24 protein-coding genes are annotated in these 20,421 nt (G+C 50.4%); 14 read left to right on the forward strand and 10 right to left on the reverse strand.

Annotation, left to right across the window (positions count from 1 at the left end):
- Window positions 1-128: 128 nt before the first annotated feature.
- A complete protein-coding gene (gene recQ, locus J0A65_RS13075) occupies window positions 129-1,943 on the forward strand; it encodes a DNA helicase RecQ (protein ID WP_206594634.1) in 1,815 nt (604 codons plus the stop codon).
- On the opposite strand, the gene J0A65_RS13080 is transcribed toward recQ, so the two are convergent.
- Both J0A65_RS13080 and J0A65_RS13085 read right to left on the reverse strand, forming a co-directional pair.
- Entirely contained in the window at window positions 1,940-2,254 is a 315-nt protein-coding gene (locus J0A65_RS13080; RefSeq protein WP_206594635.1) for a hypothetical protein, read from the reverse strand. The two genes, recQ and J0A65_RS13080, sit on opposite strands and share 4 nt — an antisense overlap.
- Window positions 2,254-2,559 carry a c-type cytochrome gene (locus J0A65_RS13085; protein WP_206594636.1) on the reverse strand — a complete coding sequence of 102 codons (306 nt, stop codon included), beginning with the start codon at window positions 2,557-2,559 and terminating at the stop codon, window positions 2,254-2,256. Before J0A65_RS13085 ends, J0A65_RS13080 begins: the two co-directional genes overlap by 1 nt.
- A gap of 77 nt (window positions 2,560-2,636) precedes the next feature.
- On the opposite strand from J0A65_RS13085, the gene J0A65_RS13090 reads away from it, so the two are divergent.
- The 5 genes from J0A65_RS13090 to J0A65_RS13110 all read left to right on the forward strand — a co-directional run bounded on the left by J0A65_RS13090 (window position 2,637) and on the right by J0A65_RS13110 (window position 8,870).
- Window positions 2,637-4,076 (forward strand): protein adenylyltransferase SelO, encoded by a 1,440-nt coding sequence (locus J0A65_RS13090; protein ID WP_206594637.1) that lies wholly within the window; start codon window positions 2,637-2,639, stop codon window positions 4,074-4,076.
- Window positions 4,064-4,390 (forward strand): DUF3630 family protein, encoded by a 327-nt coding sequence (locus J0A65_RS13095; protein WP_206594638.1) that lies wholly within the window; start codon window positions 4,064-4,066, stop codon window positions 4,388-4,390. Before J0A65_RS13090 ends, J0A65_RS13095 begins: the two co-directional genes overlap by 13 nt.
- A gap of 98 nt (window positions 4,391-4,488) precedes the next feature.
- Window positions 4,489-7,344, forward strand: coding sequence for an EAL domain-containing protein (locus tag J0A65_RS13100; RefSeq protein WP_232849942.1), 2,856 nt, complete (start codon window positions 4,489-4,491; stop codon window positions 7,342-7,344).
- A 286-nt stretch (window positions 7,345-7,630) separates the two neighbouring features.
- The gene (gene ribA, locus J0A65_RS13105) at window positions 7,631-8,248 is read left to right on the forward strand and encodes a GTP cyclohydrolase II (RefSeq protein ID WP_206594639.1); all 618 of its coding nucleotides are present in this window, start codon (window positions 7,631-7,633) and stop codon (window positions 8,246-8,248) included.
- Window positions 8,249-8,345: 97 nt separating this feature from the next.
- Window positions 8,346-8,870 carry a GAF domain-containing protein gene (locus J0A65_RS13110; protein ID WP_206594640.1) on the forward strand — a complete coding sequence of 175 codons (525 nt, stop codon included), beginning with the start codon at window positions 8,346-8,348 and terminating at the stop codon, window positions 8,868-8,870.
- On the opposite strand, the gene J0A65_RS13115 is transcribed toward J0A65_RS13110, so the two are convergent.
- Entirely contained in the window at window positions 8,867-9,043 is a 177-nt protein-coding gene (locus J0A65_RS13115; RefSeq protein ID WP_206594641.1) for a hypothetical protein, read from the reverse strand. The two genes, J0A65_RS13110 and J0A65_RS13115, sit on opposite strands and share 4 nt — an antisense overlap.
- Window positions 9,024-9,305, reverse strand: coding sequence for an ATP-grasp domain-containing protein (locus J0A65_RS13120; protein WP_206594642.1), 282 nt, complete (start codon window positions 9,303-9,305; stop codon window positions 9,024-9,026). The genes J0A65_RS13115 and J0A65_RS13120 overlap by 20 nt, the downstream gene beginning before the upstream one ends.
- Before the next feature lie 133 nt (window positions 9,306-9,438).
- Here J0A65_RS13120 and J0A65_RS13125 point away from each other — a divergent pair, with 133 nt between their 5' ends.
- The 3 genes from J0A65_RS13125 to J0A65_RS13135 all read left to right on the forward strand — a co-directional run bounded on the left by J0A65_RS13125 (window position 9,439) and on the right by J0A65_RS13135 (window position 12,698).
- Window positions 9,439-10,950, forward strand: coding sequence for a thymidine phosphorylase family protein (locus J0A65_RS13125; protein WP_206594643.1), 1,512 nt, complete (start codon window positions 9,439-9,441; stop codon window positions 10,948-10,950).
- Window positions 10,947-11,855, forward strand: coding sequence for a ribose-phosphate diphosphokinase (locus J0A65_RS13130; protein ID WP_206594644.1), 909 nt, complete (start codon window positions 10,947-10,949; stop codon window positions 11,853-11,855). Before J0A65_RS13125 ends, J0A65_RS13130 begins: the two co-directional genes overlap by 4 nt.
- A gap of 78 nt (window positions 11,856-11,933) precedes the next feature.
- Window positions 11,934-12,698: a substrate-binding periplasmic protein gene (locus J0A65_RS13135; protein ID WP_206594645.1), complete on the forward strand. Its 765-nt coding sequence runs from the start codon at window positions 11,934-11,936 to the stop codon at window positions 12,696-12,698.
- Between the two features lie 3 nt (window positions 12,699-12,701).
- Here the strand turns inward: J0A65_RS13135 and J0A65_RS13140 are convergent, their stop codons facing one another.
- The 3 genes from J0A65_RS13140 to J0A65_RS13150 form a co-directional block, all read right to left on the reverse strand.
- On the reverse strand, window positions 12,702-12,983 hold the full coding sequence (locus J0A65_RS13140; RefSeq protein WP_206594646.1) for a Rho-binding antiterminator: 282 nt from the start codon (window positions 12,981-12,983) through the stop codon (window positions 12,702-12,704).
- Between the two features lie 149 nt (window positions 12,984-13,132).
- Entirely contained in the window at window positions 13,133-13,399 is a 267-nt protein-coding gene (locus J0A65_RS13145; protein WP_206594647.1) for a DUF2024 family protein, read from the reverse strand.
- Window positions 13,400-13,450: 51 nt separating this feature from the next.
- Window positions 13,451-13,687 (reverse strand): thioredoxin family protein, encoded by a 237-nt coding sequence (locus J0A65_RS13150; protein ID WP_188691014.1) that lies wholly within the window; start codon window positions 13,685-13,687, stop codon window positions 13,451-13,453.
- A 150-nt stretch (window positions 13,688-13,837) separates the two neighbouring features.
- Between J0A65_RS13150 and J0A65_RS13155 the strand changes: the two genes are divergently transcribed.
- Entirely contained in the window at window positions 13,838-14,119 is a 282-nt protein-coding gene (locus J0A65_RS13155) for a winged helix-turn-helix transcriptional regulator (protein WP_206594693.1), read from the forward strand.
- A 32-nt stretch (window positions 14,120-14,151) separates the two neighbouring features.
- On the opposite strand, the gene J0A65_RS13160 is transcribed toward J0A65_RS13155, so the two are convergent.
- A complete protein-coding gene (locus tag J0A65_RS13160; RefSeq protein ID WP_206594648.1) occupies window positions 14,152-15,477 on the reverse strand; it encodes an ATP-binding protein in 1,326 nt (441 codons plus the stop codon).
- Window positions 15,478-15,753: 276 nt separating this feature from the next.
- On the opposite strand from J0A65_RS13160, the gene J0A65_RS13165 reads away from it, so the two are divergent.
- Window positions 15,754-16,170: a VOC family protein gene (locus J0A65_RS13165; RefSeq protein ID WP_206594649.1), complete on the forward strand. Its 417-nt coding sequence runs from the start codon at window positions 15,754-15,756 to the stop codon at window positions 16,168-16,170.
- 11 nt (window positions 16,171-16,181) lie between these two features.
- The gene (locus J0A65_RS13170; RefSeq protein ID WP_206594650.1) at window positions 16,182-16,565 is read left to right on the forward strand and encodes a VOC family protein; all 384 of its coding nucleotides are present in this window, start codon (window positions 16,182-16,184) and stop codon (window positions 16,563-16,565) included.
- A gap of 16 nt (window positions 16,566-16,581) precedes the next feature.
- Here J0A65_RS13170 and J0A65_RS13175 read toward each other — a convergent pair whose 3' ends face one another.
- Window positions 16,582-17,241, reverse strand: a complete 660-nt coding sequence (locus tag J0A65_RS13175) for a peroxiredoxin-like family protein (RefSeq protein WP_206594651.1) — start codon at window positions 17,239-17,241, stop codon at window positions 16,582-16,584.
- 379 nt (window positions 17,242-17,620) lie between these two features.
- Here J0A65_RS13175 and J0A65_RS13180 point away from each other — a divergent pair, with 379 nt between their 5' ends.
- On the forward strand, window positions 17,621-18,220 hold the full coding sequence (locus J0A65_RS13180; protein ID WP_206594652.1) for a hypothetical protein: 600 nt from the start codon (window positions 17,621-17,623) through the stop codon (window positions 18,218-18,220).
- A 2-nt stretch (window positions 18,221-18,222) separates the two neighbouring features.
- A complete protein-coding gene (locus tag J0A65_RS13185; RefSeq protein WP_206594653.1) occupies window positions 18,223-18,576 on the forward strand; it encodes a hypothetical protein in 354 nt (117 codons plus the stop codon).
- A gap of 315 nt (window positions 18,577-18,891) precedes the next feature.
- Here the strand turns inward: J0A65_RS13185 and J0A65_RS13190 are convergent, their stop codons facing one another.
- Complete coding sequence (locus J0A65_RS13190) at window positions 18,892-20,421, reverse strand: S24 family peptidase (protein ID WP_206594654.1); 1,530 nt, start codon at window positions 20,419-20,421, stop codon at window positions 18,892-18,894.

Here is a 20,421-nt window from a genome sequence, read left to right on the forward strand (position 1 = left end):
CAGCACCCTCTGGTTTGACCTGTTGGCATCATAGCAGGCTTTTTACCCGGTATTGCAAGCCATTGTCGTCATGAATTCTGAGTAACTTTGGGGTAGACTAGCGGCCCTGTTTTCCAGCTCCTTTGCCCATGTCCGACGTTTTGGCCACCAATCCAGTACAGTCCAGCCCACAAAGTGTGTTGCGGGATGTTTTCGGCTATGACAGTTTCAGACCCGGCCAGGAGCAAGTCATTCAGGCCTGCCTGGATGGCCGGGACAGCTTAGTGCTAATGCCCACAGGTGGCGGAAAATCCCTGTGTTATCAGGTGCCAGCGCTGCTGTTACCTGGGTTAACGCTGGTGGTCTCGCCGCTGATCTCACTGATGAAAGATCAGGTCGATGCGCTGCATGCCTCGGGTGTCAGTGCCGCTTACCTAACCTCCGCCTTGTCTCGTCCGGAACAGCTAGAAGTGCTGGCAGGGGTTCAGGACGGTAAGTACAAACTCTTGTATGTAGCACCGGAGCGATTAGTGCGGCCTGAGTTTATTCAGCGCCTGCAGCATATTCAGATTAGCCTGTTTGCTATAGACGAAGCCCACTGTGTATCGCACTGGGGCCATGATTTTCGTCAGGACTATATGGCTTTAGGGCAACTTAAGCATTTCTTCCCCCATGTGCCCATGATGGGACTGACCGCCACCGCCGACCCGGCCACCCGCCTGGATATCTTGCAGCAGTTGCGCTTGCAACAGCCAATGGTTCACCAGGGCAGCTTCGACAGGCCCAACATCCGCTATACCCAGCTGCAGAAATACAAGCCGCTGGAGCAACTGGAAAGCTACATTAAGGGCCAGGAAGGTAGCGGCATTATTTACTGCAACAGCAGAAAAAAAGTGGAAGATGTGGCTTTTAAACTGGCTAATCGCGGTATCAATTGCGCGGGTTATCACGCCGGTATGGAAGCGGAAATTCGCGACATCACCCAGCGAAACTTCCTAAAAGACAATATTGATGTGATTGTCGCCACTGTGGCCTTCGGCATGGGTATTAACAAGCCGAACGTACGCTATGTGGTGCATCATGATCTGCCCCGCACTATTGAATCCTACTATCAGGAAACCGGCCGCGCCGGGCGTGACGGCAGCCCCGCCGAGGCGCTACTGCTGTTTGATGAAAAAGACGTGGCCCGCATCCGCGAGTGGATTAGCCTGACCGACAATCCCCATCGTCAGGAAGTGGAATTACAACGTTTTGCCGCCATGGAAGCCTTTGCCGAAGCCCAAACCTGCCGACGCCAGGTACTATTGAATTATTTCGGTGAATACAACGCCTCGGCCTGCGGCAACTGCGATATTTGCCTCGACCCTCCCAAAGCCTTTGATGGCACAGTAGCCGCCCAGAAAGTGCTGTCCTGTATCTACCGGCTCAATCAGTCCGCCGCCAGTCAGTATTTGATTGACGTGCTACGTGGCAAAAAACTCAAGCGCATTATCGACAGCGGTCATGACCAGCTCAGTACCTACGGCATAGGTAAAGACGAAAGCGATGCCTGGTGGCATAACCTGATTAATCAGTTGATTCATCAAGGGCTGATTCGGGTGGATATCACTCAGCATGCGGTACTGAAGCTAAATGAAGCGGCGCGCGCCGTGCTTAAGGGGGAGTTACCCGTGAGCCTGGCCGTTCCCAGAATGAACCTGAATCTGGGTAAAAAAGCCAAGCTGGATAATCGCAACTACGACAGAGCCTTGTTTGCCAAACTAAAGAAGCTGCGTAAATCCATTGCTGAGGAAGACGAAGTACCGCCTTTTGTGGTGTTCTCGGATATGACCTTGTCCCATATGGCTGAGATTCTGCCCACCAGTGCACGAGAGATGCTAAACGTCAGCGGGGTTGGCCAAACTAAACTGGCTCGCTATGGCGAGGCCTTCCTTAATTTAATCCGCGAACATCTGGCCGGTTAACCCTCCAGCAACAAACGCACCCGTTCGGCAAATCCTGGCAGAGGCTGCCAGTGCTCAATCCAGCCAAGACAATGTTCCGGAGGCGGGGATCTATAGGTACCGTAGCCAATTTTCAGCATACTGGCAGGCATGTTACTCAGTGCGGGCTGCTTACCCAGTAACACCGCAAAAGGTCGGGAAATCAATAAAGGAGTGGCCTGTTGTGGACTGTCGAGTGTTTCGACCTCATAGCCCCCGGTGCTTTGCAGCACCAGGGCAAGATCCTTCTTCAGGGTTGCATCCGGCTCAATCAGCAGGATACGCAAAGGCATTATTTGCCTGCCGGATCCAAGCTGGCGTAGTAAGCGGACAGATTGGCGATATCTTCGTCAGACAAGGGTTTGGCCATTGGTGCCATTACCATGTTCTTGCGCTCACCATCTCGAAAAGCTTTCATTTGCAGTGCTAAGTACTGCTCTTTCTGACCGGCCAGATTTGGATACATTGGGATTTGTGAAATTCCGTTCGCGCCATGACATGCCGCGCAAGTCGCAGATTTCGCTTTCCCGGCAGCAATATCGCCGGCGACAGCCGGCATAGCCATACACATAGCAATCAATACAGCGAGTTTTTTCATCTTTACTCCAGATTGTGATTAAGGTTAGTTACAAGGTTACAATAGCCTAAGTTTTTTATTTTCTATACGGCGCGCCTGTGTATTTGGCTCACACTTATGCTCAAACATTAGCCGATCTGGGTAGCCAGGTCAGCGTCCAGCCACCGCAAAATCCAAGATTGGTGCATGTTAACCAGTCTTTATTGGCGGACCTTGATCTGGATCCACAACTATTTGTTGAACAGCAGTTATTTCACGAGTTGTTTAACGAAACCGGGCGTTTGAATCGTTTGGCCATGGCGCAAAAGTACGGTGGCCACCAATTCGGCCAGTGGAATCCGCAACTGGGTGACGGGCGCGGCCTGCTGCTTGGTGAAACACGCGATAAACAAGGTAAGCCGGTGGATTTGCATTTAAAAGGCGCGGGGCAAACCCCTTACTCACGCTTTGGTGATGGGCGCGCGGTATTGCGCTCCACCCTTCGCGAGTATCTGGTGGGTGAGGCCATGTATCATTTGGGCATTCCCAGCTCCCGGTCTCTGTGTCTGATCAGCAGTAGCGAACCTGTGATGCGTGAGCGTCAGGAAACTGCCGCCATGATGATTCGCACCTGTCAGAGCCATGTACGCTTCGGTCACTTTGAATATTTCTTTCACAGCGGCCAGAGCGATAAGCTGCAGCGCTTATTTGATTATTGCTTTACCCAGCATTTTCCGCATCTTAACGACAGCGAAGACCGTTATTACCGTCTGCTTGAGCAGATAGTAGTGGATACTGCCGAGCTGATTGCCAAATGGCAGGCCTTTGGTTTTGCACACGGCGTCATGAATACCGACAATATGTCTATTCACGGCATTAGTTTTGACTTTGGCCCATACGCCTTTTTGGATGATTTTCAGCAGGACTATATCTGCAATCATTCCGACCATCAGGGCCGCTACGCCTTTGACCGCCAGCCAGGCATCGCCTTGTGGAACCTCAATGCCTTGGCGCATGCCTTTAGCGGCCATTTGAGCCTAGAGGAAATAAAACAGGCACTGGGCCAGTACGAGCCCAGACTACTTAGCCATTACTTCGCGCTGATGGCAGATAAATTGGGCTTGCAAGCAGCCAGCGAACAGGACGAACCGCTGATCAGTGACTGGCTGAATCTGCTGGCCAGAGAGCGGCGGGACTACCACCAAAGTTTCCGGCTGCTGAGTCATTTCCAGCCAGAGCAGGCCAAGCTGTTGCTGGATCACTTCGTCGACCGCAATCAGGCCAAGGCCTGGTTGGACAGGTACATTCAACGCCTTAATCAGCAAAGCGGCTCACACCAGCTTCGCCACCAGCAGATGCAGGCAGCCAACCCCAAATATGTGCTGCGTAATTACCTCGCTCAACAAGCCATTGAACAGGCGGAGCAAGGTGATTTCAGTGAATTTGAAAGGCTATTTACGGTATTGAGCGCACCATTTGATGAACAACCAACCCATGCCCATTATGCCAAGCCACCACCGGATTGGGGCAAGAGTATGGAAATATCATGCAGCAGCTAAACGGAATTCACTTTGTATTGACACCTGACTGCGTGAATCTGCTTGGCGTCACAGATTTTTCCGGGTCTGGCATACAGGCATTATCAGCTCAGTTGGCCAACATCCTGGGTGCGGATGTGCTAGCACTGGAATGGGGCGCAGACCGCTGGCAGCAGCGTTTTGAGCTGGATGGCAGGCTCTACTTGTTATACATGGAATCTGTGTGCGAAGCCGTCTGGATAGAACCCTGTAAAGAAAGTGATTTCTCCTATCTTATCAGTCAGTTAAAACTGGTCGGTGCAGAGCTGACCGAAGGCAATGAAACAGCATTCTAAGCCAAATAATATACACCCAATAAAAAATCAGGGCTTTTATGCGCAGCCAAAGACTTTATACTGACATCAAGTCGTCATAACTATAATCAAAACTGACGTTGAAATCTGCGCCTTTACTACTGCTGCTTGGGTACCTGCTATTAGGCCTGACATTGCCCTCTCAGGCCAAGCCGCTGCTTTTGGATTCGACCTTCACACACCAGGAATTGCAAGGTCAGGTAGAGTATTTGCGTGCCGAAAAATACGCGCAGCTTTCCGACGTGCAATCCGATCCTGGCTGGCATACCAATCTGGACATCAGCCCGCTGCAGCCAAACCAAAGCCTGTGGGGACGTTTCAGTGTAGTGCAACAGGCCGGTAACCATGCCCGTTTTGCCTTTGTTATCGCCAACCCCACGCTCGACGAAGTTGATCTGTACTTGCTGGATGACAGAGGCCGCATTCGCCGCTCGTTGATGATGGGAGCGATGCGACCGTTCAGTGCCCGGGAAATCAATCACAGAAACTTTTTAATCCGCCTTGAAATGACCGCGGGCGAGAAGCTGGATATCTATTTTAGGGTGGCCGACAAAGGGCCATTGGTGTTCCCCATTGACCTGTGGCGGGATGAGGCGCTGATCGCTGAGGAACAAGGCAATCTGGCCAAGATTGGCATGATTGGCGGCGCACTGGCCATACTGGCATTTTACTATCTGATTACCTATGTGCTGCTGAGAAGCCCGGTGCGCTTCTGGTTTTCCATGGCCAGTTTTAGCTTCCTGCTGCTGTTCCTCAATGTGGAAGGACTGCTGGTGCAGATCGTCCCACCGCTTTCCAACTACATTTCCATACTGACCTTGAGTTTGGTGGCCTTAGCTCTGTTTAATGCCTCCAAGGTCTCGCATTTAATGCTGCGCGGCGTACCCTTGTATTGGCGCTACGTCTCTTACAGTGCATCCTATTTACTGCTGCTCAGCGCCTTTATTCTGAATGATTACTGGCAAATCATTACGGCCATCGGCCTGGCTGGTTCCACCCTGGTCGTGCAGCTTGGTTTGTCCTGGCGCTACAGCGACCGCAAAGACGGGCGTCCAAACCGGCTTTACGCCATCGGCTGGTCCACCATCTGTGTGATTGCACTAGTGCAATCCGCGTTTTATGTCAGCGGCATACTGCTTGGTAATACCTTCAGCCTGTATCTGACCCTGCTGATGCTGTTGGGGATATTGCTGATTGCCTTAGCGGTGGAAACTCATCAACAAGCCCAGGTGTTGTCCCGCTATGAGCGGCAAAGCAATACCATTAACGACCTGCGCCGCTTTTACGAGCTGTTCCGTAACTCTGCAGAAGGTCTGTATACCTCAACCTTAAGCGGCAAGCTGATTACTACCAACCCGGCAATGTGTAAGCTATTCGGCTATGACAATGAGCAGCAAATGCTCAAGGAATGCAGCAATACTTCGCAGTTTTACGCCAATCAAACCGACCGCCTGACCCTGGTTGAAGAATTGGTTAAACAAGGGGTAGTGATGGGCCGCGAGATCCGCGGTGTACGCCGTGACGGCAGTCCATTCTGGTTCTCTATCTCGGTACAGCTTCGTCACGAACATAATGAAGATTATCTGTTCGGTACCATTTTCGACATTACCGAGCGCAAAGAATCCAGCATGAGCCTGGAATATATGGCTACCCATGACCCGCTCACCGGCGTCTACAATCGCCGTGAGTTCGAACAGCGCCTGCGTAACGGCCTGAATCAGGCCAGGGATGTCGACCAGGAACTTACCTTGCTATATATGGATCTTGACCAGTTTAAGGTGGTTAACGATACCTGCGGACACAAGGCTGGTGACATTCTCATTAAGCAATTGTCCCAGCAGCTAAACCAAGTCGTCGAGGGACGAGGTATTCTGGCCCGCTTGGGCGGTGACGAATTTGGTGTGTTACTGGAAAGCGAGCAAGCCAGCGACGAAAATGCCTATCTGCTGGCCAACAAACTGCTGAATGTGGTGCAGCAATTCCGTTTTGTTTGGGACAACCGCATCTTTACCTTAGGTATCAGTATTGGCCTGGTGCCTTACCATAAGGCCATTCATTCACCCGAGCAGTTGCTGAGTATGGCCGACTCGGCCTGTTATATGGCCAAAGAGCAGGGCCGAAACCAGGTGCATGTTTACTCCAAGCAGGACGACAAAATTCAACGCTACGAGACCGAACTCCACTGGGTGTCGTTGATCAATAAGGCGCTGCAGGAAGACAGATTTGTGCTGTATTACCAGCACTATCACCCCTTAAATAAGATATCCCGTGGTCATCACTATGAAATTCTGCTGCGCATGCAAGGCGATGATGAGCAACAGATAGTCTCCCCGGTGGCCTTCCTGCCCGCTGCCGAGCATTACAATCTGACCGCCCAGATAGACCGTTGGGTGGTGGAACATTATTTCCGCTGGCTGGCCGACAACCCTCAGCACAAAAAAGAGTTGGTGCGGGCCAACATTAACCTCAGCGGCCACTCGCTGGGCGATAAGGAATTACGCCTGTTTGTGCTAAATGCCTTTGAAAAATACGGTATCCCTTACAACAAGATCTGCTTTGAAATCACCGAAAGCATGGCGATTATCAAGATGGATGAAACGCTACAGTTTATTAAAACCTTCCACCAATTGGGTTGTACCTTTGCGCTGGATGATTTTGGCAGTGGTTTCTCCTCCTATGGCTATCTCAAAAGCCTGCCGGTCAACTACGTAAAAATTGACGGCGGCTTTGTGAAGGACCTGCTGGTTGACCCTGTTGATATGGCCATGGTCAGCTCCATTAAAGACGTGGCCAAGGCCATGGGCATGAAAACCGTGGCGGAATTTGTCGAGAGCAAAGAGATTATGGTGGAGCTGGGCAAAATGGGCGTCGATTATGCACAGGGTTATGGCGTTGCCAGACCGGCGCCCCTGCGTGACTTCAGCCCTCTGGCTTAACTGGATTTTCATGCTCGCCGCGAAGCACATCGAGAACACCAAGAAGATCAATACAGCAGTGGTGTGAGCAGCCTCACGTCGTGTGTTTCGTATTTTAATTGCACGCTGCCCCACTAATCTCCCGGCGAGACGTATTTCACACAGTTCAACTTATTAGATTAACCAATTCACTTTTTTGATTTTCCATTCAGCGCCAATGCCGTTATATTGTGCGTCCCTTGACGGCCCCACCTGCCAGGCAGAGCCGATCCTGTACTAAACTCGAGAAAACAACCTGAATCAGACCATGACCAACGCGGATTCGCCTTTTGAATACATCAGCAGCGCCAAACTACCCACCCGTTTTGGCCAGTTCACTATCCATGGCTTTGTAGAAGTCGCCACGGATCAGGAGCATGTTGCCCTGTCTTACGGCGAATGGCAGGACGACGAGGTCGTGCCGATCCGCATTCATTCTGAATGTCTGACCGGTGATGCACTATTCAGTACCCGTTGCGACTGTGGTTTCCAGTTGGAGAAAGCGCTGCAGAATATTGTTGAACATGGCAAAGGGGTGATCCTTTACTTACGTCAGGAAGGTCGCGGTATCGGCCTGTTGAATAAGATCCGGGCTTATCATCTGCAAGATAATGGCATGGATACGGTTGAAGCCAACGAGCACCTTGGTTTTGACGCTGACCTGCGCGATTACCGTATTTGTCGTTTTATGCTGGATCACCTGCATATCCGTAAGGTTCAGTTGATGACGAATAACCCGCGCAAAATAAAGGCACTGACAGACTTAGGTATTGAAGTGATAGGGCGGACCCCTATTGATCACGGTATTACGGCCGACAACAAAGGTTATATTCGCACCAAGACCCAGAAACTGGGCCATGAGTTCGATCCGCACCTACTGAAATAGCCCCCAGAAAATGTTGTTTTAGAGGGACAGATTAGTCTTTCCAGTATAGGCTTTAGGCATTATGCTTAGGCTATTCTCTTTGATTGGTTGTTAAAACATGCCGAAGCTGTCAACAGAGTGTGCTTCTCTGGTGACTAAGGATCAGTTACTTTCTATTATCCAGGCTCAGTCCGATATTATTGGCGGCTGCTTAAACCTTACCGAAATCATGCAGAAAATGGCCACACTGGCCGAGCATCTCACATTCGCTTCAGGCGCAGTGGTGGAGATGCTGGACGGCGATGAAATGGTCTATCGTGCCGCTACCGGCAAAGCCAAAGACCGGCTCGGCATGCGCCTGCACAAAGACAAAAGCCTCTCTGGCTTGTGTATCAAAGAAAATCGTCTACTCAATTGCAAGAATGCCATGCAGGATCCCAGGGTAGACAAAGAAGCCTGCCAAAAAGTCGGCCTCCGTTCCATGTTAGTGGTACCGCTGATCTACCAGCAAGATGTTGTTGGTGTAATCAAAGTGTTCTCAACCACTACAGATGCCTTCGACGATGTGGACGGGCAAATCCTGATGTTGACGGCGCAAATCATCAGTGCGGCCATTCATGCTTCAATCAAACCGCAGCGCTAAGTTCCCAGACCAAACTTGCGCACAAAAGCTTGGATAAAGCGGTTTGGTGATGCCGCATCCATATTGAAGTACAGCGACGGCTCAATCAATTCCAGCCCCATCACGGCAAACCCCTGAGGTGTGCGGATAAAGTCCAGTCGGGCATACAGAGGTTCATCCGGCAAAACGCCCACCGTGCTCCTCCTGCACTCTGAAATCACCACTGGCCGGGCGCTTAAGTATGCAACGACTGTAGTCCTGAGCGAAAAAGAACAGTGAATACTCACCTTCGCTCAACTTACTTTGTATAAAAGGCTGAAACATATGCGGGCGCTGTTTGAATTTGGCTGCTAGCAGCTCCGCTATATCTTCCAGTCCGTTCGCTAGGGCTTTACTGATTAAAGTGACAGCGGCACTATAGCCGCCAATCACGTCAAAGAACAAGACGCCTGTCATTCCACAGATCGGCATTGAAAAGGATGCTGTGATTCCACCTTGATTGGGATCAACCAGCTTCTATGCTGACTGTAATACTCTGCCAGCAGAACTAAGGCCTGATTTGTTCTAGCGACAGCGAAAGGGAAACATAATGGAAACGGTACATACCCTCAATGCGGTGAAGATGGGCATAGACACCCATCAGGAACCTGTGGTGTATATGCGGGAAGACTGCCACGTATGTAAGGCCGAAGGCTTTACCGCCAGCAGCCGGGTGTTAGTCACCCACGGCAGCTATATGATGGTAGCCACCCTCAACGTAGTGGAACAGCGGGTACTGGAGCCCGGCACTGTGGGCTTGTCGAAGATTGCGGTGCAACGTTTGCGCGCTAACGACGGTGACAAGCTGTGTATTGGCCATGCGCCACTTTTGCATTCTATGAGTGCCGTGCGTAAAAAGGTGTTCGGACATGCTCTCAGCGCAGAAGAAATGCAGGATATCGTCGAGGATATCGCCGCCCACAGATACAGCGACATCGAGATAGCCAGTTTTCTCAGTGTCTGTGCCGGCAGTCGCTTAAACCTCGATGAAATCGTTAGCCTGACCCAGGCCATGGTCAAATGTGGCAAGCGCTTAACCTGGCCCGGTGAATCACAGATCTTTGACAAACACTGTATTGGCGGCATTCCCGGCAATCGCACCACGCCGATTGTGGTGTCCATCGCCAGTGCTGCGGGTCTGACCATTCCCAAAACCTCATCCAGAGCCATTACCTCACCAGCCGGTACGGCAGATACCATGGAAGTATTAACCAAGGTTGATCTGCAACTGGCTGATATACAGCGCGTAGTCGCCCAAACTGGCGCCTGCCTGGCCTGGGGCGGCGCGGTCAATCTCAGCCCATCGGATGACCTACTGATCCGTATAGAACGGGCACTGGATTTGGACGGCGAAGGGCAGTTGATTGCCTCTGTACTGTCAAAAAAGATCGCTGCCGGCTCCACCCATGTGGTGATCGATATACCGGTCGGCGATACCGCCAAGGTACGTACCCGTCAGCAGGCAGACCGCTTGTCAGCCCTGTTCACCCAAGTTGGGGAAGCCTGCGGTATTTATGTGCGCTGCGTGATCACCGACGGTAGTCGGCCAATTGGCCGTGGCATCGGCCCGGTAGAAGAGGCTCGTGACTTACTGGCGGTTTTACAATGTGAGACGGATGCACCGCGCGATTTGCGCCATCGCTCGTTGTTACTGGCCTCCCATATGCTGGATTTAGCACAAAACTGCGGGCCGGAAGCGGCTTTGCTGCAAGCCACGGATATTCTCGAATCCGGCCGTGCCTGGGCGCAGTTTAAGCTGATAGTGGAAGCGCAAGGTGGCCTGTTTTCATTGCCTGACGCACCTTATCAACACCTGCAAATCAGCCAGCAAACCGGTGTATTAACCCGCATTGATAATCGCCGTCTGTCACGACTGGCCAAACTCGCGGGCGCGCCGTTCGACAAAGCCGCGGGGCTGCGTTTACACGCCGAGGTTGGCGACCGCCTGACATTGCATCAACCGCTGTTTACCCTATATTCTGACAGCCTTGGCGAACAGGAATACGCCATGGAGTATTATCACAATAATCAGGATATGTTCTGTATTGAGGAACCCGTATGAGTTTGAGCCGTCCATTGGTGTTATTCAGCCCCGCGCCTCACCCCTTACAACTTCCACTGTGCAAACAGTTGGCTGCTGAGCAGGGCCAACTGGAAAGCAGATTGTTCCCCGACGGCGAGTCTTATCTGCGTATTCTCAGCGAGGTAAAAGACAAAGACGTACTGGTACTGATTGACCTGGTTCACCCCAATGACAAATACCTGCCACTGATATTCCTGCTCGATACCCTAAGAGAATTTGGCGCCGCCTCAGTGGGCTTACTCGCCCCTTATTTGAGCTACATGCGCCAGGACATTCGTTTCCACGACGGAGAAGCAATTACCTCCAAGATCTTTGCTGCCGCTTTGTCAAAACATATGGACTACCTGGTCACGGTCGACCCGCACTTGCACCGCTATCACAGCCTGGATCAAATCTATAGCGTGCCCAGTGAAGTGGTACAAGGCGCGCCAGCTTTAGCTAACTGGCTGAAAGGTCGGGACAATTTGTTGCTGGTAGGCCCGGATGCGGAAAGCGAGCAGTGGGTAGCGGGTATCGCCGAACGTTGCGGACACCCCTTTGTGATTGGTGAAAAACGGCGCCACGGCGACCGCGATGTGGAAATTACCCTGCCGGATCTGGCTGCTCATCAGCATCGCAGCGCCGTGATTATTGATGATGTGATTTCCAGCGGCCAGACCATATTGCAATGTATGCAGGCCCTGAACCTGGCTGGCATTACCCAGCAGGAATGTGCCGCCGTGCATGGCATTTTTGCCGAGGGCGCTGCGCCAATGCTACTTGAAGCAGGTTTGCAGGCCCTGGCCACCAGCAACAGCATTGCGCATTTCTCCAATGCCATAGATTTAAGCCCCTTGTTAATTGAGCCGATTCATCAATGCATAAATAAAGTGCACAGCGGCTAACTGAGTTAAAAAGGCCTATCATCATCCACTGCCAGATATGCTAGGCTTGGCAAACGAAAATAATCAGGAGCTCGTCAGGTGCGCATAGGGGTTTTACTCTTACTATCCGCTATGGCTTTTGCCAGTTCTGGGCGTGAGCAATTGCTGGCCTGTCTGGACGAGTTTCCGCCTTACCAGATCCTTACCGAACCGCCCATTGGCGAGCATGTGTCGGCCCTTACTCAGTTAGGTGAAGAACTGCAATTAGAAGTGCAGTTTGTCACCGAGCCTAACTTCGATCATTGTCTGAAACGAATCAAACAGGGCACAGCCGATGTTATTGCCGGTGTGCTGGATCGCGAAGAACGTCGTGAGTTTCTGCATCTGTTACCCATGCGCCACGACACCGCCTACATCTTTGCCACGCGCCCAGATGCGCCCCCTATTGAAAGTTATAACGATCTGAACGGTCGCTTGATAGGCGTGACCGAAAATGTGTATTACTTTGAACAGTTTGATCAGGATGCATCGTTGCAAAAAGTCGCCCTGAACGATGTACACCTGACCTACAAACTCTTGTTGGCAGGCAGGGTGGATACAGTGATAAGCAGTCTGGAAAACCTCACCGCCATTTTTGCCAGCGACCCTGATTTAAAAGACAAAATTCTTATTCAGCCTTTTACCCATGAGTTAAACCGTCTGGTCTATTTCGGTTTTTCCAAACACTCCATCCATGCTGCCCGGTTGGAAGAAATTCGCCCAAAAGTGGAAGCCGCCTTTGCAGCTGGCAGGTTTGAGACCGCGATACATCAGTTTGCTGCTGACCACCCACAGTATTATCAGGTTAAGCCGCACAAAAAGTAGCGGCTAATCCTGCGAACAGGCGCCGCCAATTTCAAGCTCACTGAAATAGCGGTTTACCGTCAGCGCTTTTATGCTGCGCACTTGGTTCAGTTCCACCTCAAATTGTCCTTGCCCACTTTGCAGCACCAACCACTCACGGCCAGCCTGTGTGCGGGTAGTCATGGCCTTTCCCTGGTTTTGCTGGCCGTCCAGCATCCGTAGCTCCAGCTCGTAAGCATATAGGCAGGCCACTTCGATATAGTCATGCACGGCGCAGGCTATGATCTTGCTAGTCGGGGTTTTCATCAGTTTTTCCAACCTTCTTGTTTGAGATTTTATTTCTCACCACTAAGCACACAGAGAACACCAAGAGCATCACGACCTTCAGTAGCTTGAGGTTTTATCTTGGTGTTTGATAACGCCCTGCCCAGATAGGCCTTCGCAAGAACAGCCATTTAATCGCCTGACGGGCAGCCTTGCATTGGAATAATCGCAAAGCCTTGTTGTTCAATACTGGACCGCACCGCGGCATTGGCCATTTCAGCATGGCAAAAATCGCAGCGCTGCTGACTTATCTCAGCCTCACTCACACCGATATCGCGTAAATAAGTGTCGGCAAATTGTGGCGCTTGGTGGCGCTTATCTTCGGTAACCAGCACATCAAAATGATAGTACTCACCGTTTTTTGTATTTACATGGGTATCGTAAACCAGAACTTGCATGTCTATTCCTTAATCAAATTAAGGCGGCAACCTGAGTCGCCGCCATGGCCACTAACGCAAATCGCTCAGTGCCGCACCAAAATTGATGTGAAACACCTGACCGTCTACAACCAAAGCAGGTACAGACTTAACACCCAGCTTATCGGCTTCAGCCACGCGTTGTGGCTGGTCACCAAAGTGCACAATCTCTACATTAAAACGGCTGGGATCCAAAGCGGCTGCCAGACTCTGTTCGGCATCAACACATACTGGACAACCGGCGTGATAGAAAACTGCATTGCTTTTCATGATATTCTCCTGTGGGTTAAAAGCATGGCTATTACACCCCCACAGCATCCGGAGAAATAGCAGGCACAAACTGGTAAGTCAGGTACTAAGTGGAGCATCTTTTTGATTAATAAAGAGAAAAAAACTCAAACAAATATGACGGTGCATGCCATGGTGGAAAGCATTGTGGGCTGTAAATGGTCGTTAACCGTGATCCGTTTGATTCGTCAGGGTATTAATCGCCCCGGTGCCATGCAGCGTGAAGTGGAAGGCCTGACCACCAAAGTGCTGAACGAGCGTCTGGTTAAGCTCACCCGCTTTGGAATATTACATAAACAGATTTACCCCGAGAGCCCGCCCAGAGTGGAGTATCAGTTCACCGAGTTTGGCCAGCACTTTCTGCAGATTATCGACAGCATTGAAAAGGTGCAGGCCGAGCTGACATCCCAATAAGCTAAGTGAATACCGCTGACAACCTAGCCCTGTTAACCGTTGCGCAGATGGCGGCGAATAACATGCTCGGTATAATACAGCGGCATAACAATATTTTGTTGTTCCAATGGCGATGAGCCCCTGGTACCGGTTAGTTTGATGCTTTTCAGTGGCTGGCATTTTTCAATATACGAATTAAGCGATCTGGCTTGTGTTCGTTTACCACTTTTTACCTCAATGGGAATAATGTGACCGTCATGGTCCGCCACAATAAATTCTATTTCCGCCCTGGCGTCCTGCCAGGAAAATGAGGGTTCGATACCATAGGCGGCTAACTCTTGTTGCACGAAATTTTCTGCAATATATCCCTTGTATTCGTACCCCTGCTGCTTAATCTCTTTGTAGCTGGTGCCCAGCATATGATTCAGCAGCCCGATATCAAACATGAATAGTTTCACTTTGTTGTCTTTAAGGAAAGCAGCGAGAGGACTGCGAGGTTTGCCATCGACGGGATAGTTCTTTAGTACCAGTCGACATTTTTCCAGCCAGGAAATGGCGCCTTCAAATTCCTGGTAGCGAGATTTACGTTGATGCACATCTTTAAAGCGAAAACGTTTAACTGACTCATCCAACACACTGGATAGCTGTGAGGGTACACTCCTGAATACTGCCTCGATAAGGCTGGCATCTGTTTTTCCAGAGTATTTGCCGAAGTCTCGCAGGTAACCAGAGACCAGATTGGCATGAATGTCCGAAACGGCTTTCACTCGCTCGAGTATGCTCTTGTCTGCCAGGGCAAACCACATAGCAACCGCCTCCGGCATTCCTCCGGTAAAGTAATAGTCGGTTAATTGGTCAAACAGCTTGGTATGTGCAGCCGTTGAGTTCAACTCTGCATCATAGGCTTTAAGTTGCGCCGGTTCATCAGCAGCAATCAGAAACTCCCGAAATGTCAGTGGGCGTAAGTTATGCTGCTCTACTTTACCTACAGGGAAAGCGTCAAGCAGACCAATATTAGAGCCACTGGCGGCCACGTACATTTGTGGGGCTTTTTCGGCGAAATATTTAAGCGCGGTAACGGCCCTGGCGCATTCACCAATTTCATCAAGGATCAGCAGATCCTTGTTCATATTGAATGTTTCACCAGTAAGCAGCTCTATGTTCGAAAGCACATCCTCTGGCGTCAGAGAACCAGAGAAGGCTTCCGCCATACTTGGCGTCTCCAGGAAATCAATTCGTAATACATGCTCAAATTGGCTGCCCAGCAGCCTTTGTAGCAAATAGGTTTTACCTGTCTGACGGGCACCATCTATTAGTAGCGGTTTTCGCTCTGTCCGTTTTTTCCAGGTTAACAAGGCAGATAGTAGTGTCCGATGCATAATTTGCCGTCTCAAATCATTTCCCACAGGCCAACTATACACTTTTATGCGCATAAAAATGTAATAAACCACACTTTTATGCGCATAAAAGTGTAGCATTTCGCACTTTTCTGCGCCTACCAACAAAAACGGTACCTACTAAACAAGGCCGCGGGCCAATATCAATCCAGAAAAACTATCAAAAGCATTTGTTTAATTGATTGAATCAAGTCTTTACCTAAACCTTACTTGAGGTTTTATGCTATCTCCGAACTGGCACAGCAGGAGGATTAAAACATGATTCACTTGGAACATTTAAACCTGGTGGTAAGCAATATGGACAGGGCACTGGCCTTCTATCAGGCCGCCTTTCCCCACTGGCGGGTGCGCGGCGGTGGCCGCCAGAACTGGTATGGCACCGAGCGTAACTGGCTGCACTTTGGTGATGACTATCAGTACCTGACCCTCAACGACAGCGGAGAAGGTGAAAACCGCGAGCTGAGCAGTAATCAAGTCGGTCTGGCACATTTCGCTTATGTCACCGACAACCTCGATGCCCTGATTGGCCGCATGCGAGCCGCTGGCTTTGCCCCCAGTAAAGGTGGCAAAAGCCTCTATCGCAGTAATGCCTACTTTATCGATGCCGACGGCTTCGAAGTGGAGTTTGTGCAATACCACAGCGATCTGCCCAGCCAGCGCAATTACTACGAATAAGGACAAGCGCCATGAACTTGAACCAAATTACCTTACCTGTCACCGATATGCAGGCCGCCGTCAACTTCTATCTACAACTGGGTATGACACAAATAGTTGATACCCCACACTACGCCCGCTTTAGCTGCCCGCAGGGCGACAGCACCTTCTCGCTGGCCTTGCAGGCCGAGGCGGTGCAGAATCAGTCGGTGATCTACTTTGAATCTGACAACCTGGATAAAAAGGTAAGCGAACTGCAAAGCAAAGGCATCAGCTTTGACCAGGCACCACAGGATATGCCCTACCTATGGCGAGAAGCCATACTGCATGACCCGGCAGGCAATAAAATCAAACTCTTCCATGCCGGTGAAAATCGCCTGAATCCGCCCTGGCGGGTGACGATTCAGGCTGAGTAAGAGGGCGGCTTTGGCTCTAAACCTGTTGGGCTGAATGCCGACCCGCAATAGCCAACACCTCCGCAGGCTCTGCCCGTTGGGTGTAATCTTCTTCAATAAAGGCATACAGAATCCTGCCATCGGCACCCAGCACATAAGTCGCGGGAATTGGCAGTTCAAAGCCCTGGGTACAGTTACGCTTGGTCAGGTCAATATGCCACTTTTCCATTAACTCACGCATGTCATCGTCAATATGCCAGGTCAGGCCGAATTGATTGGCCGCCTGGTTTTTGCTGTCGACCAAAATGGGAAATTGCAGATTGTTATCACTATGGGTCTGTTTTGCATGCTCGGCAATTTCCGGGGTCACTGCAACAAAATTTACCGGCTGCGAACAAGCGGCAATGGCATCATGCCAGGCCTTAAGTTCCAAGACACAATAGGGACACCAACCGCCACGATAAAAGCTCAGAATCAACGGCCCATTGGTCAGCAAGTCACTTAACAGCACTGGCTGATTTTGCAAATCCTTAAAGCTCACCTGCGGGGCAACATCCCCCTCTTTTAGCGCCTGGCGCTTAACATCACTATGCTGCAGCAACGACAAACTGCGACTGATCGCATCCAATAGCTGGCTGGACGCCCGCATTGGGTCCTGTTGCTTGTACTCACTGATCCGAACCCGTAAATCCATCATTGCTTTGCCACTAACACCAGATATAGGAAGGGTATAGGACAGAAATCCAATCTGAACAATTTTACTGGATGCGTTTTATGCCGAACCGGCGATTAACCGCCGTCCTTGAATTAAGCTTTCGCGCTGGGAAATACGTTCACCGCAGGGCGCTGAGAAAGATCAGGTCTGAATCAAAGTTGTTAGACTCGCTGCCTACCTTTGATGAGCCGAATAGGGCTTTTGCTCCCACAGATTCAGAAAGTAGTCAGAAAGGTACCTGTTTCACCACAAAACAAGAGCTTTACTGGCTGGCTGGCTGGCTGGCTAATCAAATTTGACATTTCAATAGCCGTTGCCAAAACTTTCACCTTATGGATGAAAGTTTGAATGGAATCTTCACATGAGTACAATCCCTCCACTCCAGAAGTTAAACGATCATGACCGTAATGAGCTGAAACGTAAATGTCACAATCAACTCAATTGGTCTGACGGTGGCCACTGGGTCGGAGTTGGTCGTAAACCCAATTGTTTTATAAATGAACAAACAAGTAGTCGTTTAACACACACTGTAAAGTTTCCAACGGATCAGTCTGCGAACAGATGGAATACTGACTGGGAGACAAGCATTAGGTATGCAGGACATATAGGTACTGCTGCACTAACCACAGCTGTAGGATTAGCGACTGGGGGTGCCGCCGGAATTGCTGTAGGTACCCTTGCCGCCATTTTTAAAGACGAACTTCAGGCAAAGATTCCATACCCCAAAATGTACCGAGGTTGGTCTTATCAAGTTGAATTTGTTCAGCAGTTTAAGTGGTCGCCTCATCCGTGGGGACAAAGAGAACTAATTCAAACCATCTCATCAAAATCTATCAATCATGAGGATAAAGTTGTCGCTGAAGCAAGATCGGCTAGACGGTACAAACTTGACGAGTTGCCGGAAGATATTGCCAGACTGTTAGCGACAGCCAAATCTACAAGTTCGGTTTCGGAGTTCTGACCGTGATTGCAAAAACAGGTTACCTTTTAATCGCAGCATTGCAACTGTTCATACTTAGTGCTTGTGCTGCCACAGAAGCGGACATCATTGGTGAATGGAAACTGCAGGCGGTGACATACGCAGATGGCTCAGTCAATAACGTGGACGACGGCAACCAGGTCATTATTTTTGAGAATAAGATTATCGAGCAAATCAAAGGGCATGGCCGCCGCAGCTACCCATACACCCGCAAAGGCTTAGTACTGATACTTGAGCCAGCGGGTGAGCAAGTTGAATGGCAAATTCTTAAGGCCGAAACTAACGCAATGGAAATACTCACCCCAATCGGTACCTACAATCTGCACCGTATTCGGTAAGCTTCAATCACCATTTCCCTGCCTGGTATTAATGGCCTCTCGCAGGGGCGCTGGGGCGCTGAGAAAAGCTCGCGGAGAGGTAACAGCACCTTACCTACTCTGTGCGCTCTGTGCCTCTGTGGTTATCTATCATTTTGTTCAGATCATTTTCACCGCAGAGACGCCGAGGGCACGGAGAAGAGCAGGAGATCATAATTCCAGGACCTGAAAACTCTGCGTTCTCTGCGTCTCGGCGGTGAACAAATTAATTTCTCTCGCAGCGTGACAGTTCCTGCAATCACTATGTTCCCCTATGGTTATTTATTGCTGAGCAATCTAGCGCAATACCGCTTTTAAACGGGCGAAGGTGCGCATGCTTTCTGTGGCGGCAAGGTCGGGGTAATCCGGGTTATTGGCATGCAGCAGGTAACTGCCATCAGGGGCTTTTCGTATCACCCGCAGCAGGTATTGGCTATCACCGGTTTCATCCTGGCGTTCTATAGCCAGGGTTTGGCCGGTAATAGAGCCGGCATGTTCGGGAGTAATCCATTCCAGCAACAGTAAATCACCATCTTCAACAGCCTGCTTACCGCCGTTCATGGAATTGCCACTGGCCCTGGCCAGAAAATGACGCTCAGAGTCAAGCTGGCCGTTGTAACCTTCAACCTTTTGCATCTCAACTTCATCAGCACGACCGGTCTTAAAATGGCCACAGGCAATTTTCAGGTTGGGGAAATAGGGTAGAAAATTATCCGGTGGACTAACTTCGGATATCGATGGTCGCACAGACTGTAACTCAACCACCTCCGCCAGGGTTGGCTGCTTGTTCTCGGTTACCCCAGTACCCTGCACTTCCACAAAGGTGTCTTTAGCCAACCACAACTTGGCGCCAGTGCTGCTAGCCACACTGTATGCCCAGTTGCTGACGGCCAACGACTTTTGTACATCGCAGTAGAAGTAATTTCCTAACTCGCTGGCCAAGGTATGGGCATGCACTACCAGATTCTGTTCCTGCCAGTTGTGCCTGTGTGGTATGGCGGCCAGATGATCGCGTTTGCTGTTATTACAAGCGGCATGAGCAGCAACAAAGTTATGCCCCAGATCGGTGGAATAACGGGCAAAAGGAATAAAATGGTCAATCGCCACTTCGCTACGCATGGGCTTGCGGCAATAAAAACAGATGTTTCGCTGAATCTCTACCAGTACCGGTTTGGCCTTAATCAGAGTATTGCGGTCAACGCCGAACAGGAAATCCTGTAGCTGACTCTGGGGGCCAATTAACTGCTGATTGAACTTAATACTCTGGATTTTCTGCAACCAGGCGTTTCTGGCCAGATACACCACCAAATCATAAAAACGTCTGAAACAATGCGCGATTCCGGAATTCAGCCGGATATACTTCTTACCCTTTTGGTGCGGGTATAAAAAGCATTCATCCTGTTTGGACAAAATTTGCAACCGCCACAACGGCCCTTCTTTCAGGGTGTTCAATGTAGCCCGGTAAATCTCTGGCCACCTCTCACTGCCTTTGAGTTGACGAATATTGCGTATGCCCTGGGTCTGGCAGTCATACAACAAGCTAATAACTTTCGACTGATTGCCGGTATTTTGCCGTAGCAACGCATCTGCGCCCTGCAGTCCGGCGGAAAAAGGTACGGCATGATGCCAGTACAGCCCCAGAAACTTGTCCACCAGTTCATCCAGCATAATCACGCATTCACTGGACTCGTCTTGTAATGGGTGTTCAATACAAATGTCGGCAAGCGCATGTAACAGGGCATACTTGTACGTGGCGACAAAATCCCCCTCTACCAGCAAACGCTGAATATAGGCAATAAAGGCAAGCTGCTGTTCCATGGCTGTCAT

It is taken from the genome of Bowmanella yangjiangensis (genome assembly GCF_017255015.1).
GTDB lineage: Bacteria > Pseudomonadota > Gammaproteobacteria > Enterobacterales > Alteromonadaceae > Bowmanella > Bowmanella yangjiangensis.

What these genes read in the sequence shown, in the direction of transcription:
- recQ (WP_206594634.1), top strand. Translation starts at nt 129, where the DNA reads ATGTCCGACGTTTTGGCCACCAATCCAGTACAGTCCAGCCCACAAAGT.
- J0A65_RS13080 (WP_206594635.1), bottom strand. Translation starts at nt 2,254, where the DNA reads ATGCCTTTGCGTATCCTGCTGATTGAGCCGGATGCAACCCTGAAGAAG.
- J0A65_RS13085 (WP_206594636.1), bottom strand. Translation starts at nt 2,559, where the DNA reads ATGAAAAAACTCGCTGTATTGATTGCTATGTGTATGGCTATGCCGGCT.
- J0A65_RS13095 (WP_206594638.1), top strand. Translation starts at nt 4,064, where the DNA reads ATGCAGCAGCTAAACGGAATTCACTTTGTATTGACACCTGACTGCGTG.
- ribA (WP_206594639.1), top strand. Translation starts at nt 7,631, where the DNA reads ATGACCAACGCGGATTCGCCTTTTGAATACATCAGCAGCGCCAAACTA.
- J0A65_RS13110 (WP_206594640.1), top strand. Translation starts at nt 8,346, where the DNA reads ATGCCGAAGCTGTCAACAGAGTGTGCTTCTCTGGTGACTAAGGATCAG.
- J0A65_RS13120 (WP_206594642.1), bottom strand. Translation starts at nt 9,305, where the DNA reads ATGACAGGCGTCTTGTTCTTTGACGTGATTGGCGGCTATAGTGCCGCT.
- J0A65_RS13125 (WP_206594643.1), top strand. Translation starts at nt 9,439, where the DNA reads ATGGAAACGGTACATACCCTCAATGCGGTGAAGATGGGCATAGACACC.
- J0A65_RS13130 (WP_206594644.1), top strand. Translation starts at nt 10,947, where the DNA reads ATGAGTTTGAGCCGTCCATTGGTGTTATTCAGCCCCGCGCCTCACCCC.
- J0A65_RS13140 (WP_206594646.1), bottom strand. Translation starts at nt 12,983, where the DNA reads ATGAAAACCCCGACTAGCAAGATCATAGCCTGCGCCGTGCATGACTAT.
- J0A65_RS13145 (WP_206594647.1), bottom strand. Translation starts at nt 13,399, where the DNA reads ATGCAAGTTCTGGTTTACGATACCCATGTAAATACAAAAAACGGTGAG.
- J0A65_RS13150 (WP_188691014.1), bottom strand. Translation starts at nt 13,687, where the DNA reads ATGAAAAGCAATGCAGTTTTCTATCACGCCGGTTGTCCAGTATGTGTT.
- J0A65_RS13155 (WP_206594693.1), top strand. Translation starts at nt 13,838, where the DNA reads ATGGTGGAAAGCATTGTGGGCTGTAAATGGTCGTTAACCGTGATCCGT.
- J0A65_RS13160 (WP_206594648.1), bottom strand. Translation starts at nt 15,477, where the DNA reads ATGCATCGGACACTACTATCTGCCTTGTTAACCTGGAAAAAACGGACA.
- J0A65_RS13165 (WP_206594649.1), top strand. Translation starts at nt 15,754, where the DNA reads ATGATTCACTTGGAACATTTAAACCTGGTGGTAAGCAATATGGACAGG.
- J0A65_RS13170 (WP_206594650.1), top strand. Translation starts at nt 16,182, where the DNA reads ATGAACTTGAACCAAATTACCTTACCTGTCACCGATATGCAGGCCGCC.
- J0A65_RS13175 (WP_206594651.1), bottom strand. Translation starts at nt 17,241, where the DNA reads ATGATGGATTTACGGGTTCGGATCAGTGAGTACAAGCAACAGGACCCA.
- J0A65_RS13180 (WP_206594652.1), top strand. Translation starts at nt 17,621, where the DNA reads ATGAGTACAATCCCTCCACTCCAGAAGTTAAACGATCATGACCGTAAT.
- J0A65_RS13190 (WP_206594654.1), bottom strand. Translation starts at nt 20,421, where the DNA reads ATGACAGCCATGGAACAGCAGCTTGCCTTTATTGCCTATATTCAGCGT.